Raw genomic sequence first — 13,345 nt, 5'->3', positions numbered from 1 at the left:
CTAACCGGTGAGGTAGCTTGCCGTGGACGGGAAAGCCCAAACGCTTATCGTACGATTGGGTCCAAAACTGATCCCCCAGAGAGGCCGCACAATCTTCCATACAGCGCCATAACTTCATGCTCAGTCAAGCTTGAGATGCAGTCTGCCGCAAATCGTGCTCTTTGACCTTCGCCAATTTCCCAAATATATCTCAATCTAACAGGCAGAAATTTTGGGCATCCTTTTTCAGAATTCTCCCATAGAATATCGAATAGCTCGGCTATAACCTTCTTTTGACCCAGCTGCTGAGCTATCAAAGAAGGGTTAGAGATAATATATTGTTTTGTAATCTGTTTGAGAAGTTTGACCTCCGCTAGAGTGTCCAATGGAATGTGCAATCCATTTCCTTCTTCGGTCAATTTCGCCGCTGTCAGGAAGCGTCCAATTAGGAACGACGTTAGGCTGCGGAGTGCCACTCGCTGCTCTCGTGACCCTTCGTAAGACGTATTCAGAAGCACGCTAAATGTCGTGTTGAGGACAAGAGCTAAGCGCTCGAACCCCTCATTTAGTTGGGCGAGCGCTTCACTCGGCGCGCCGAACCAGACTTCATGGGTCTTACGGATGATTTCTTGGGAGCCCTCATTGAGGATGTGGTTCCAGGGTATGGCTCCGACTCTGTGAAAGTCCTCTAAATCGTGAACTGAATAGGCAATGTCATCGGCCCAGTCCATCAGCGCGGCTTCTGTGGTTTGGAACGCGTGGTCCTGGTATTTTCTCGCAAAATCAAAGTCGGCTTGATCGACCTTGTAAGCGCCCCACTTACTGCTCCGTTCAGGCTTTGTCGGGTCTCGGGTCCAAGGGTACTTTAGACACGCCGCAAGGGTAGCGCGGGTCAAATCCAGGCCCAGACAGTCTGGATATCGTACGCCCAGCTTGGTTAGAATTCGGAAAGTTTGAGCATTGCCTTCAAATCCATCAAGGTCACCTTTTTGCTCTACCAATCCATCAAGCTTGGCTTCCCCGGCGTGCCCAAATGGGGGATGGCCTAGATCGTGGGCAAGACAGGCAGCCTCGACTACCTCAACCTCGACCCCCAGCTTCCTCGCGAGCTTAGGATCAGCATCGATACAATTCTGAGCGAGCCGTCGCCCAACTTGGGCCACCTTATACGTGTGCTGCTGCCGAGTGTGAAACACATCGGCTTCGCCTACTCGAACAATCTGGGTGACGCCGGCGAGACGATGCAGCGCGGAAGAATATTGAATCCTATCGCGATCGACCTCAAAAGGTTTTCGCTGGTCTTTTTCAGGTGTGCTGTGGAGGCGCTTCCTCCGAGCCGCATCCGTCCATACACGCGATACCATTCGCGATTTAAGCAGCCTGCAAAGTTTTGCCTGGCCTAAAGAAACGCATCTCTCTGTCGATTCGAATCTGATTGCGGCTCATGGCTAGATGCAACGCAGCTTGAATTTCACGGCGTGAGTACCCATCCGCCGTCAGAAGCTCCACGAGCCGCTTGGGATCCACGGCTCGGTTTTCTTTGCGGATATGCCGCATCAACGCATCTCTTGCTTCAGTGATTCGCTGTTCCATACGACGGTCTCCCTCGGTCACAACGTTCTCTCATACCCGTAAATTTTTGACAACAAGTTAGGTTGCACGGGACGTACCATGTTTGGCGGGATCCGCCTCGCGCGCTGCTATCATGTCCATCACGATCGCCTTAACGCGTACTTCATCGATCCCCTCGACCAGGAGCCGAGCGGACAATACCTGAGTTAACGTTTCGAGATCGGTTGAACCATCCTCCGCCTCGGATTTTCTCAAGAGCTTGCGCGAGAGCTGGTTGCCGGCGAGAGCGGCAGCAATTTTCTTCGTCACGCGATTGGCGGCACGCCGAGACGGGTCGTTTTGCACGTGAGCATAGATAGCGGTCGAACGCGGATTTGAATGGCCCAAGATCGCGCCGGTGAGTGCTAGCGCTTCACCCGTCGAAATCGCGGTCGAGCCAATCGTATGCCTAAGAGTATGGGGGGTAACCCCTGGGAGCTTCGCCTTCGTGATCGCCTTTGCCCAAATGCGCTTGGTGCCCTGAAAATAGCTATCTCCACGCGCGGCCGGGAACACGAAATTGCTGCCCGCCTCACGTGGGAGACTTTCGAGCAGCGCAACTGCTGCCGCTCCCAGGGGACGGATCGACCTCCCCGTCTTGCTATCGTCGAGCTCCAAAAGTCCCTCTGCGAAATTCACCTCGGTCCATTTGAGCGATGCGATCTCCTCTCGGCGGCAGCCAGTCAGCGCCCAGAGCCGCGCAATGTTAATTGCCTTGGGATTAACCCCTTCGGCCTCCAGTTCATCCAGGGCCGATCCAAGGCGCGTCACTTCATCGAGGACAAGGAACCGTTTCCGCTGATTGTCGGTCTTGCGGACGGCGGCCGTCTCGCAAGGGTTCCTCTCTACGATCTCGCTTCGAATCGCGAAGCTGAAAACAGCAGACAAATCTCGCACGACCTTTCGAGCCGCTCCTTCCCCACCGCGTACGATGATGCGTCTGCGTGGGCCTAATTTCTCGTCTCGATTAGCCTTGCCAGCGGTGACATCGCGGACGAACCGTTCGATGTCACCAGCATTCAATTCGCTGACGCGCTTGTGTCCGAGCAACGGCACAACATGGTTGCGCAAGCGTGCCAGTGTGAGTTGCTTCGTCAACGGCTTCATCGGCTGACCCTGCCGTTTCCCGCGCTGGATGACGCAGCCTTCGTCTTCGTAGAGGTCGATCAAGCCAGTTATCTTCATCTCGCGTCGCTTCGCGCGGCGCTCATCCGCGGGATCTTCACCCTTGGCGACGCCTCCAAGGACAGCTTTCGCCTGCTTGCGCGCCTGCTCTGGAGTAAGCGTACCTAACCTGCCGATGGTCACGTACCGCTGTGCAGCCGATCGACCACCACCTTCGGCGCGATACCGAACGACGAAGGTCTTCGCGCCGCTTTTTTCCACGCGCAGACCGAAGCCGGACAACTCGCTGTCCCAGACGAAGTAGCGTCGGTCGCTCCTCTCGGCAGCGTCAACCACCCGTTTTGTGAGGGCCACACCAACGCGCTTTGCCACCGATCCATCTCCTCAAAGGCCCTCATTGGTCAACACCTGGTCAACACCGTGAAGGAAAAGGCTGGATTACCCTAGCGAACGTCTGGAAATAATGTCAAGTTTTATCAATAAGTTATCGTACTCCCGGATACTGCTGAATAGCGTAGAGTAGCCCATCTCTAACCTTGCCAAGGTTGGGGTCGGGCGTTCGAATCGCCTCACCCGCTCCAGTTTCCTTCAGGAAGCAAGCAAACGAAAAGCCGCGGTCTCCGCGGCTTTTTCGCGTTTAAGGCTTGCAACCACGCCCAACCCAAAAGTGCGCCGAACCTCCAGTGAGGGCCGTTTGAGCAAGTCCAAATGTGAGCGGTTAGGCTTCGTCGTCTTCGCCGTAGCCTTCCGCCACGGATCTCCCGCAAAGAGACCAAAGCACATGGTTCACGCGATATTTTCCTTCAGACAGGCACGTTCGTCATCCGGAAAGTATCCGCGGCCCGTCAGACTTGGGTCGCATGCCGAAGGGACTGCAGAGCCTCTTTTGCGGGGCGCCCGACAATTCTATGTTGTGTGAAAGTGCCGGAATTCATCCGGCCGGGCAGTCTCGCGGGGCGCATTCCCGCAAAATCGTTATGTTGGGGCCAGAACAATTCCAGGAAAGGTTTGAGCGCGGTTTTCCGTTCGGAATTGCGTCAAGGTAAAGAACTGGGCCAAAGCGTTATGAGGTTCACAGCCTTACAGGATCCATGCGGCCAATGGATGGTTTATGATCTGCGGTCCGGTTACCCGGCGCAGATGCCGGACATGGTGCTGCTTGGCCTCACGCGCGAGCAAGCGGAAGAGCTCGCCGGCCAGGCGAACGAACTCGTCTCGGCATCGCGGCCGGCGCTTTCTGGATATTTCAGTCTTTTATCGATATTTTACCGGCCCGCACCGGAACAATCGGACTCCGTTTCGACTTCTACGCGCGTCGTGGAAGCGCAGAGCGGTCCCGGGGCAGGCACACGGTCAAATCAGGGACTTAGGACGGTTCAGCGGTCCCGTGAACACTGAATCGCTTTGGAGCAGTTCCAGGATAAATGTGGGCAGTTAGACTCGGCGCCTCCGCCGTAACCCTCCGTCCCGATTGCGTAAAAACAAGAGAAAGAGCAGGCCCGCTGTTTCCGTGAAAGGATGAACCGGTCCAGCTGCGCCGAAACAAGGAACGCCAATGAGGTTCGCGGCGATGCAGGATCCGTGTGACGACTGGCTTGTCTGTGATTTGGCTTTTGATCTCCCGGCAGAGATGGACGGCCGGCCGCTGATCGGGCTGACGCGCAGCGAAGCCGAGCGGTTGGCCGACCGGGCCAATGCCGCAATTGGCGGGCAGGCTGGCCATTCGCCGGTCCCATTCGCCGGCGTCGCCTGAAAACGTCCGGCCTTCGGGGACCGCATCGTTGCGCCGCATCGGCGATTCAACCCCAGATCACATCGGATAACGTTTGCGTGCCACTCCATTTCAACGCCGCGGCGATTTCTATATCTCCTCCCTGGGCCGAGAACCGCCGGCGGTGGATGGCCTGCACCGCGACACGACGCGACCGGACGGCCCGTTTCGGATAAAGCGGCTTTGCCGCTTCCTCCATCACGAGGAGATGTCATCATGCGTTCTTTCACCCCTAAAATCATCGCGGCCGCCTCGATCTTCGCGGCCATACCGCTTTCGAGCGCCTATGCCGTGCACCGCCACCATAGAGCGGCGGTCGACACCATGACCACGGCGTCGGTGCCGCCGAACCCGGAAGCGAGAGCCGCGACGGAGCAACTGCTTGGCGTGAAACAAGGCATCCGCACGGCCAGGCAGGCCGGCAAGATCACACAGGACCAGGCCCGCGACCTGATGCGGCAGGCCGATGCCATCAAGCCCGCCGGAGGCCGTTCGGCGATCGGGCAGATCAATGAGCTGGATCAGCGGCTTCGGAATGCCACCGGCCAGGGAACCTATATGGGCGACGGCTCCGACGGCGGCTATTATCCGAACGGCTGACGAACATGCCTCTTGGTAAAGCGGTTGCCGGTGTGATCAAGCCTTGCCTGGCTTCACACCGGCGTGCCGCATACCCACGATGCTGCGGCGGCAGTAACGCCGGCATGTGTCGTCTTGAGCTGCGCTCTTTTGGGATCTTCGCTTTCTCCGCCACGCGCAACCCCGTCGCCTAATGCCCGTCCCTAATGATTGTGGGACTGCTGGAACCCCGCCACGTCATATTGCGATACGCTTTTCGGATTCTTCGAATTCTGCGGCTGGGTGCCTGCGTAATGCGTTCCTGCGTTGCCGTCCGGGTTGAAGGCCGAACCCGGAGCGGAGGCGGCGTGGCCCGGCGTGGCATCTCCTGTCTGAGGCGTGCCGATGGTTTGGTTCGGCTGACCTGTCGTGCCCGTTACGGTGTGGACGTTGGCGGCCAAGACCATGCCGGTGGAGGCTATGAGCAGGCCAGTCGCTATTGGCGTGAGAAGATGTTTCATCGTGTTCTCCCAAAAGGATTGGATTTCAGGAGGGCGCTCGGGTTTTGGAGCACCCGGCGAGTCGGACATCATGCGCCACTAACGCTCTCGGGGCACCGATCGTCCCTAGTCTCACGCAACCGTGATGCGCAGGCGGGCCTGCCGGCAAGCCTCGACCGATCATAAAACTACGCCAGCCGCGCCCGCGTCGTCCGCGGTGTCGCCAGCAACAAGCTGGTCTCGCTGCCCGTTATGCCGGGGATCAGCCGGATGCGGCGCAGCACCGCGTCGAAATCCGTAAGCGTGGCGGTGCCGAGCTCGACCACAAGGTCCCAGCGGCCGTTGGTGGTGTGGATGGTCGAGACCTCGGCGAGGCCGCCCAGCGCCTTGACGACGCGGTCGGCGGCGTGGCCCTCGATCTCGATCATCATGACGCCGCGTATCCTCTGATCGACCGCGTCGGCGCGCAGCACCACCGTGTAGCCGATGATCTCACCGGATTTTTCCAGCCGCTCCATGCGCGCCCGGACTGTGGCGCGCGAGACGCCGAGATCGACGGCAAGGTCGGAGACGCTGCGCCGCGCATCGTGCCGCAGAAGCGTGACCAGTCTTTCGTCGAGCGCATCCATGATTGCCCACTTCGATCAAATCGCTTGTCCAGAATGATAAATCACTCTTCTCGAAATGCCAATTTCACCTGTTCAAACCGCCAGCGGCTGATGATCCAATTAAGCCAATCAATCGCAAGGGCTAAAAGAATCATGCGCTGCAGGATCGTCGGCGCGCCGGTGCAGGACGGCGCAGGCAGGATGGGATGCGAAATGGGGCCGAGCGCGCTGCGCACGGCAGGGCTGGTCTCGGTGCTGGCCGAGCTCGGCCATGAGGTCGAGGACTGGGGCGCGGTCGAGAAGGCCGCGGCCCGCCCGGTGGTGCACGGCAATCTCGCGCTGAAGGCGCTGCCGGAGATTTCCGCCTGGACGGCGGCGATCGCCGAGACCGCCTACGCAGCTTCGCGGGACGCCATGCCGATCTTCCTCGGCGGCGACCATTCGATCTCCGCCGGCACGGTGTCGGGCGTGGCGCGCCGCGCCGCCGAGCGCGGCCGGCCGCTCTTCGTGCTGTGGCTCGACGCGCATCCCGATTTCCACACGCTCGACACCACCACCAGCGGCAATCTGCACGGCGTGCCGCTCGCCTATGCGAGCGGGCAGGCCGGCTTCAAAGGCTATTTCCCGGATCTGCCGCAAGCGGTCGACCCGGCCCGAATCTGCGCTATCGGCCTGCGCAGCGTCGATCCGGCCGAGCGCCGCGCGCTCACTGAAGCCGGCGTCACCGTCCATGACATGCGCGCCATCGACGAGCACGGCATCGCGCCCTTGCTGCGCGCCTTCCTGGCTCGCGTCGAGAAGGAGAACGGCCTCCTGCATGTCAGTCTCGATGTCGATTTCCTCGACCCTTCGATCGCGCCAGCCGTCGGCACGACCGTGCCGGGCGGCGCCACCTTCCGCGAGGCGCATCTGGTGATGGAGATGCTGTCCGACTCAGGCCTGGTCTCCAGCCTCGACCTGGTCGAATTGAACCCGTTCCTCGACGAGCGTGGCCGCACCGCGATTCTTTTGGTCGACCTTGCCGCCAGCCTGATGGGCCGCCGCATCATGGATCGCCCGACCCGCAGCCATTCCGGAAGCCTTTGATCATGACCCAGCCTTCGCGCCTTGCCATCGTTCCCTTCGTCAGCGTCGACCGCATGATGAAGCTGGTGCTCGTCATCGGCGTCGAGCGTTTCCTCACCGAGCTCGCCGCCTATATCGAGGAGGATTTCCGCCGCTGGGAGCTTTTCGACAAGACGCCGCGCATCGCCTCGCACAGCCACGACGGCGTCATCGAGCTGATGCCGACCAGCGACGGCAAGATGTACGGCTTCAAATATGTCAATGGCCATCCGAAGAACATGCGCGAGGGCCGCCAGACCGTCACCGCCTTCGGCGTGCTCGCCGATGTCGGCTCCGGCTATCCGATGCTGCTCACCGAAATGACCATCCTGACGGCGCTGCGCACGGCGGCCACTTCGGCGGTGGCAGCTAAATACCTGGCGCCCAAGGGCAGCCAAGCCATGGCCATCATCGGCAACGGCGCCCAGTCCGAGTTCCAGGCCATCGCCTTCAAGGCGCTCATCGGCATCGACCGGCTGCGGCTCTACGACATCGACCGCTCGGCGTCCGAAAAATGCGCCCGCAACCTCGCCGGCAAGGGTTTTGATGTCACCATCTGCTCGACCGGGCAGGATGCCGTGGAAGGCGTCGACATCATCACCACGGTGACGGCCGACAAGCAGTACGCCACGATCCTCACCGACAACATGGTCGGCGCCGGCGTCCATATCAACGCCGTCGGCGGCGACTGTCCGGGCAAGACGGAACTCCACCGCGATATCCTGTTGCGCTCCGACATCTTCGTCGAGTTCCCGCCGCAGACGCGCATCGAGGGCGAGATCCAGCAGCTCGACGCCGACCATCCTGTGACCGAGCTGTGGCAGGTGATGACCGGGAAAGCTGAAGGCCGCAAGACGCCGGAGCAGATCACGCTGTTCGATTCCGTCGGCTTCGCCACGGAAGATTTTTCCGCGCTGCGCTATGTTCGCGACCAGCTCCAGGCCACCGGCCTCTATGAAGAGCTCGACCTGCTCGCCGACCCCGACGAACCGCGCGACCTGTTCGGCATGCTGGAGCGGGCGGCCATACAGCCGGCGGCGTAAGCCAACCGCATAGGGCGCCCCCCTCTCCGTCCGCTGCGCGGACACCTCTCCCCCGCCTTTGGCGGGGGCGAGGAACCCAAGCCTTGCAAGGCCACGCCGTTAGCGATTGGCTTTTCCTCGCCCCCGCAAAGCGGGGGAGAGGTGGATCGGCGCGCAGCGCCGAGACGGAGCGGGGGCAGCGCCGGCGTCGGCAATTGCCAGCACTACCGCCGCGCCGCGCAGCTTTCCCTCTCAACCAGCACCGGCGCCAGCACCTCGCGCCTTGAAGGCGCTTCCGGCTCGCCCAGCCTCCCGAGCAACAGGCTCACCGCCAACGTGCCGATCTTTTCCACCGGCTGCGCGATCGTCGTCAGCGGCGGCCATGTGGTGACGGCATAGGGGATGTCATCGAAGCCGATCATCGACATGTCGTCGGGAACGTGCAATCCGCGCGAGCGCAGCGCGGTGACCGCGCCCATCGCCATCAGGTCGTTGCAGGCGAACACCGCAGTGACGCTGGGCGCCTGTACCATAAGCTGCTCCATCGCCAGGCGGCCGCCAGCGAAATGATAGTCGGAATCGACGATCGACGACGCCGGCAGCTCCATGCCTGCTTCGCCAAGCGCGCGGGCAAAGCCGCGCAGGCGGGCCGGGCTGGAGCTCGAATCGCGCGGACCGCCGATGACGCCGATCTTCCTGTGGCCGAGCCCGGCCAGGTATTTGCCGGCGAGATAGCCGCCATGCTCGTGGTCGACCAGCACCGAATCGACATTGACCGACTGGATCTCGCGGTCGAGCAGCACCGCAGGCACGCTGGGCAACAGGCGGGCGAACACGCGCGCATGGTCGGACGAGCCGGCGAAGATCAGCCCGTCGATCTGCTTGGCCATCAGCACCGAGAGGTAGCGCTCCTCCTTCTCGGCATTGCCGTCGGAGTTGCACAGGATCACCGTGTAGCCGGAGACGAAGCCCGCATCCTCGATCTGCCGCGCGACGCTGGCGAAGAACGGGTTGGAATTGTCGGGGAGCAAGAGGCCGATGGTCTTGGTCTCGCCGCGCCGCAGACTCCGCGCCACCGAGTTCGGACTGTAGCGCAGCGCGCTGATCGCGGCGCGCACCCGCTCGGCCGTTTCCGGCTCGACGTGGCGCGTGTGGTTCATCACATGCGAGACGGTGGCGACGGACACCCCCGCACGCCGCGCGACATCTGCGATCGTCGTCATAGCCCGTTCCCCTCAGCGGATTTTCCGCAACAGTCTCTCCCGGTACGCGTCTAGGATGACCGCGAGCACGATGACAAGGCCAATCACGATCGGTTTGAAATTGTCGCCGACGCCGAGCAGCTGCAAGCCGGTGGAGAGCACCTGCAGGATGCAGGCGCCGACCAGCGTGCCGATGATCGAGCCCTTGCCGCCGCTGAGGCTGGTGCCGCCGATGATGACGGCGGCGATCGCGTTGAGCTCGTAGCCGACGCCGGCGATCGGGCTGCCGATGTTGAGGCGCAACAGATAGACCATGGCCGCGATGCCGGCGGTGAGCCCGCTGATGGTGAAGGCGGCGACCTTGTAGAAATCCGGATTGTGGCCCGACAGCCGCACCGCCTCGTCATTGGTGCCCACGGCGAAGATCATGCGGCCGAAGACGGTGAAGCGCAGCACGAACCAGCCGGCCGCGATCACCAGCACCGCCACCAGGAAGATCGACGGCAGGAAACCGCCGATGATGAGGTTGCCGAAATCCACGAAACTCTGCGGCAGGCCGGTGATGGTGGAATTGTCGCTGACGACGCGGGCCGCGCCCGCCGCCATGTTGAGCATGCCGAGCGTGACGATGAAGGAGGGGATCTTCCAGCGCGTCGAGATCCAGCCATTGAGGAAGCCGCAGACGGCGCCCGTCGCCATGCAGGCGAGAAGCGCCAGCGTGATCGCCACGGCCGGCGACAGGCTTTCGTTGATCATCACGGTGGCGCCGACCACGGTGCACAGCGCCAGCACCGAGCCGACCGAAAGATCGATGCCGCCGGTGAGGATGACGAAGGTCATGCCGGCCGCCAGCACCGTGTTGATGGCGATCTGCACGAAGATCTTCAGCGCGTTGCCGGAGGTCGCGAAATAGGGAGCGGTCGCCGAGAAGAACAGCGTGATCAGCACCAGCGCCAGGAGCACGCCGGCATCGCGCACCAAAAAGCGCAGGAATTTTGCCCGGCCCGGAGAAACAGGCGCCGCAACGGCTATCTCGGTCGTCTCGCTCATGGCCGCACATACTCCTGGTAGGCGAGCGACAGGATGCGCTCCTGGTCGAAGTCGGATCGCGCCAGTTCGCCGACGATCCTGTTCCTGGAAAAGACGATGATGCGGTGGCACATGCCCATCAATTCGGGCAGGTCGGAGGATACCATGATGATGCCTTTCTGCTGCGCCGCCAGCATCCACAGAAGCTGGTAGATCTCGCGCCGCGCGCCGATGTCGACGCCGCGCGTCGGCTCGTCGAGGATCAGCGTCGAGGTGCCGCGGAACAGCCATTTGGCCAGCACCACCTTCTGCTGGTTGCCGCCGGAGAGATTGCGCACCGCCTGCTCGATCGAGCTCGCCTTGACGCGCAGTTGGCCGACGAGATCGTTGGCGGCCGCCGCCTCCGTCCTTCGGTTGAGCAGCCCGTTGCGCGCGATCTTGCTGAGATCGGTGATGGTGATGTTCTTGTCGACGGCCATGTCGAGCAGCAGGCCCTGGCCCTTGCGGTCCTCGGTGAGCAGGCTCAAGCCGTGCCGCACCGCATTCTTGGGCGCGGCGATCGCCACCGGCTTGCCATCGATCTCGACGACGCCGTCGAGCTTTGGGTCGGCGCCGAAGAGCGCGCGCATGGCTTCGGTGCGGCCGCTGCCGACCAGGCCGGCGACGCCGAGGATCTCGCCATGGCGCACGGAGAAGGAGATCTCGGGGGTGGAGGCGTCGCGCTTCAGATTGGCGACGCTGAGCGCGACCTTGCCGGGCACGACCCTGGCATCGAAACCGAATTCGTCGGCGATGTCGCGGCCGATCATCATGCGCACGATATCCGGCACGGAAAGGCCGTGAAGGTCGCGCGTCGCGACCAGCCTGCCGTTGCGCAACACCGTCACGCGGTCGCCGATCTCGAACACCTCGTGCAGCCGGTGCGAGATGTAGATGATGGTGACGCCCTTGGCCTTCAGCCGCTTGATAATGGAAAACAGCCGCTCGATCTCCGGCGGCGTCAGCGTCGCCGTCGGCTCGTCGAGCACCAGAAGCTTCGAGTCGTAGCTCAGCGCCTTGGCGATCTCGACCAGCTGCATCTGCGCCACGCCCAGCGCCTCGACCCTGGTGCGCGGATCGATGTCGAGGCCGACTTCCCTGAGCAGCGCCACGGCGCGGCTGTTGAGCGCCTTGCGGTCGACGATACCGAAGGCGCGGCGCGGCAGGCTTTCCAGCATCAGGTTCTCGGCGATGCTGAGATAGGGCAGAAGATTGAGCTCCTGATGCACGATGCGGATGCCGCTCTGCTGCGCATCATGCGGCGTCTTCGGCTGGTAGGGCTGGCCGTTGAAGGCAATCCTGCCCGAATCCGGCTGGTAGATGCCGGCCAAGAGCTTGATCAGCGTCGACTTGCCGGCGCCGTTCTCGCCCAGGATGATGTGGGTCTCGCCGCGCGCGATCGACAGCGACACCTCGCTCAGCGCGACAGCGCCGGGAAAGATCTTTCCGACCCCTTCAAGGGAGAGAATCGTATCCATGGGCGGCAGAATCCTAAACCGTGCCCGTCGGCGATAGCGGCGCGGGCGCTCCGTCACCGCCGCCGGAATTGCCGGCGGCGGTGACGAGAGAGGCGAAGCGTGGCGCCGGAAGGGAGTGCCGGCGCCCCGGCTCACCTCATGCGGTGATCAGCTTGACGTCGGTCTTGACCCAGCCGGAGAATTTCTCGCCGGCCAGCTCGCGCAAACCATAGTCGATGCCCATCGCCGCCATCTTCGCGCCATACTGCTCGACGGTGGCGAGCATCTTGCCTTCCTTCAGCAGCGGACCGACGGCCGGGATGTTGTCGAAGCCGACGACCTTGATCTGGCCGGACTTGCCGGCAGCGTCGATCGCCTTGACGACGCCGAGCGCCATGGAGTCGTTCGCCGCCATCACGCCCTGGATGTCGGGATGCTGGGTGAGGAAGTTGGTCATCAGCGTGTTGGCTTCCTCGGTCTCCCAATGCGCGGTCTTGGAGTCGAGCAGCTTGAGCTTGTACTCCTTCACCGAATCGTCGAAGCCGAGCTTGCGCTGCTTGGCATTGTCGGCCTCGGGATTGCCCTCGAGGATGACGACCTTGCCGCCCTTGCCCAGCGCCTTGCCGAGCGCGTCGCCGGCGAGCTTCGCGCCGGCGCGGTTGTCCGGACCGAAGAAGGCGAGGTCGATGCCGGCCTTCTTCTTGGCCTCGGTGTCGAGCGCGACGTCGATGTTGATGACCTTGATGCCGGCCTTCAGCGCCTTGGCGATCGGCGTGACCATGGCTTTCGAATCCGCCGGCGCCACCACGATGATGTTGTAGTTCTGGGTGATGAAGTTCTCGATGGCGTCGACCTGGGCGGCGAAGTCGCGCTCGTCCTTCATGCCGACGGCGGCGAAATCGAACTTGTCCTTGTTCTTGGCCGCATACTCCTCCGCGCCGGCCTGCATCTGCTTGAAGAACTCATTGGCTAAAGACTTCATCACCAGGCCGACCTTCGGCTTGTCGGCGGCGAGGGCCGGGCCTAGCGGCAGAGCCAGCGCGCCGGCGGCCAAAGCGCTGGTCTTGAGAAACTGGCGGCGCGAGAACGAGCCAAGCCCATGCATGTTCGAAATCTTGCTCATTAGTCTCCTCCACTTGATTGAGCCGTAATCGGTTACGTAACCGATTACGCGGCAAAGTAGATTGCTATTTTATCAGATGTCAACATCGAGGGTAAGGACGGGAGGAGCGCCGGCCCCGAAGCTGCCGATCTCCCCCTTGCGGGCATAGGCGCTAAGATAGGGTATTGCGGCGCGGAATCGGTTGTGATTCTACGCTGGGGATGAGACACGAATCGCT

Annotated in this window: 13 protein-coding genes; 4 read left to right on the top strand and 9 right to left on the bottom strand. The window is 62.0% G+C overall.

Translation table 11 applies throughout. The features are described from left to right. Positions 1 to 44: 44 nt before the first annotated feature. From dgt to LB565_RS25540, 3 genes are read right to left on the bottom strand one after another with little or no spacing between them, the layout of a single operon-like run. The gene (gene dgt / locus LB565_RS25550) at positions 45 to 1,343 is read right to left on the bottom strand and encodes a dGTP triphosphohydrolase (RefSeq protein WP_224588780.1); all 1,299 of its coding nucleotides are present in this window, start codon (positions 1,341 to 1,343) and stop codon (positions 45 to 47) included. A gap of 7 nt (positions 1,344 to 1,350) precedes the next feature. Further along, positions 1,351 to 1,572, bottom strand: coding sequence for a hypothetical protein (locus LB565_RS25545; protein WP_224588779.1), 222 nt, complete (start codon positions 1,570 to 1,572; stop codon positions 1,351 to 1,353). A gap of 57 nt (positions 1,573 to 1,629) precedes the next feature. Then, positions 1,630 to 3,087, bottom strand: a complete 1,458-nt coding sequence (locus LB565_RS25540) for a tyrosine-type recombinase/integrase (RefSeq protein ID WP_224588778.1) — start codon at positions 3,085 to 3,087, stop codon at positions 1,630 to 1,632. A gap of 1,234 nt (positions 3,088 to 4,321) precedes the next feature. On the opposite strand from LB565_RS25540, the gene LB565_RS25535 reads away from it, so the two are divergent. Continuing rightward, entirely contained in the window at positions 4,322 to 4,468 is a 147-nt protein-coding gene (locus tag LB565_RS25535; RefSeq protein WP_224588777.1) for a hypothetical protein, read from the top strand. Positions 4,469 to 4,702: 234 nt separating this feature from the next. Next, positions 4,703 to 5,086: a hypothetical protein gene (locus LB565_RS25530; protein ID WP_224588776.1), complete on the top strand. Its 384-nt coding sequence runs from the start codon at positions 4,703 to 4,705 to the stop codon at positions 5,084 to 5,086. 182 nt (positions 5,087 to 5,268) lie between these two features. Here LB565_RS25530 and LB565_RS25525 read toward each other — a convergent pair whose 3' ends face one another. Then, complete coding sequence (locus LB565_RS25525) at positions 5,269 to 5,565, bottom strand: adenylate cyclase (protein ID WP_224588775.1); 297 nt, start codon at positions 5,563 to 5,565, stop codon at positions 5,269 to 5,271. A gap of 167 nt (positions 5,566 to 5,732) precedes the next feature. Beyond that, a complete protein-coding gene (locus LB565_RS25520; protein WP_040987948.1) occupies positions 5,733 to 6,173 on the bottom strand; it encodes an Lrp/AsnC family transcriptional regulator in 441 nt (146 codons plus the stop codon). A gap of 132 nt (positions 6,174 to 6,305) precedes the next feature. Here LB565_RS25520 and rocF point away from each other — a divergent pair, with 132 nt between their 5' ends. Next, positions 6,306 to 7,238, top strand: a complete 933-nt coding sequence (rocF, locus tag LB565_RS25515; RefSeq protein ID WP_224588773.1) for an arginase — start codon at positions 6,306 to 6,308, stop codon at positions 7,236 to 7,238. A 2-nt stretch (positions 7,239 to 7,240) separates the two neighbouring features. Then, a complete protein-coding gene (locus tag LB565_RS25510; RefSeq protein WP_224588772.1) occupies positions 7,241 to 8,299 on the top strand; it encodes an ornithine cyclodeaminase in 1,059 nt (352 codons plus the stop codon). A 203-nt stretch (positions 8,300 to 8,502) separates the two neighbouring features. Here the strand turns inward: LB565_RS25510 and LB565_RS25505 are convergent, their stop codons facing one another. The 4 genes from LB565_RS25505 to LB565_RS25490 all read right to left on the bottom strand — a co-directional run bounded on the left by LB565_RS25505 (position 8,503) and on the right by LB565_RS25490 (position 13,128). Further along, on the bottom strand, positions 8,503 to 9,501 hold the full coding sequence (locus LB565_RS25505) for a LacI family DNA-binding transcriptional regulator (RefSeq protein ID WP_224588771.1): 999 nt from the start codon (positions 9,499 to 9,501) through the stop codon (positions 8,503 to 8,505). 12 nt (positions 9,502 to 9,513) lie between these two features. Beyond that, positions 9,514 to 10,530: an ABC transporter permease gene (locus tag LB565_RS25500; protein ID WP_224588768.1), complete on the bottom strand. Its 1,017-nt coding sequence runs from the start codon at positions 10,528 to 10,530 to the stop codon at positions 9,514 to 9,516. Then, on the bottom strand, positions 10,527 to 12,026 hold the full coding sequence (locus LB565_RS25495) for a sugar ABC transporter ATP-binding protein (RefSeq protein ID WP_224588767.1): 1,500 nt from the start codon (positions 12,024 to 12,026) through the stop codon (positions 10,527 to 10,529). The genes LB565_RS25500 and LB565_RS25495 overlap by 4 nt, the downstream gene beginning before the upstream one ends. 136 nt (positions 12,027 to 12,162) lie before the next feature. Further along, positions 12,163 to 13,128: a sugar ABC transporter substrate-binding protein gene (locus LB565_RS25490; protein WP_224588766.1), complete on the bottom strand. Its 966-nt coding sequence runs from the start codon at positions 13,126 to 13,128 to the stop codon at positions 12,163 to 12,165. Between the last annotated feature and the right edge of the window lie 217 nt (positions 13,129 to 13,345).

Source organism: Mesorhizobium sp. CA14 (genome assembly GCF_020165195.1).
Lineage (GTDB): Bacteria > Pseudomonadota > Alphaproteobacteria > Rhizobiales > Rhizobiaceae > Mesorhizobium.
Note: the sequence above shows the minus strand (reverse complement) of the source record. Positions and strands in the feature narration are given on the sequence as shown.

Coding starts and splice junctions, on each gene's coding strand:
- dgt (WP_224588780.1), bottom strand. CDS start 1,343: ATGGTATCGCGTGTATGGACGGATGCGGCTCGGAGGAAGCGCCTCCAC.
- LB565_RS25545 (WP_224588779.1), bottom strand. CDS start 1,572: ATGGAACAGCGAATCACTGAAGCAAGAGATGCGTTGATGCGGCATATC.
- LB565_RS25530 (WP_224588776.1), top strand. CDS start 4,703: ATGCGTTCTTTCACCCCTAAAATCATCGCGGCCGCCTCGATCTTCGCG.
- LB565_RS25525 (WP_224588775.1), bottom strand. CDS start 5,565: ATGAAACATCTTCTCACGCCAATAGCGACTGGCCTGCTCATAGCCTCC.
- LB565_RS25520 (WP_040987948.1), bottom strand. CDS start 6,173: ATGGATGCGCTCGACGAAAGACTGGTCACGCTTCTGCGGCACGATGCG.
- rocF (WP_224588773.1), top strand. CDS start 6,306: ATGCGCTGCAGGATCGTCGGCGCGCCGGTGCAGGACGGCGCAGGCAGG.
- LB565_RS25510 (WP_224588772.1), top strand. CDS start 7,241: ATGACCCAGCCTTCGCGCCTTGCCATCGTTCCCTTCGTCAGCGTCGAC.
- LB565_RS25505 (WP_224588771.1), bottom strand. CDS start 9,501: ATGACGACGATCGCAGATGTCGCGCGGCGTGCGGGGGTGTCCGTCGCC.
- LB565_RS25500 (WP_224588768.1), bottom strand. CDS start 10,530: ATGAGCGAGACGACCGAGATAGCCGTTGCGGCGCCTGTTTCTCCGGGC.
- LB565_RS25495 (WP_224588767.1), bottom strand. CDS start 12,026: ATGGATACGATTCTCTCCCTTGAAGGGGTCGGAAAGATCTTTCCCGGC.
- LB565_RS25490 (WP_224588766.1), bottom strand. CDS start 13,128: ATGAGCAAGATTTCGAACATGCATGGGCTTGGCTCGTTCTCGCGCCGC.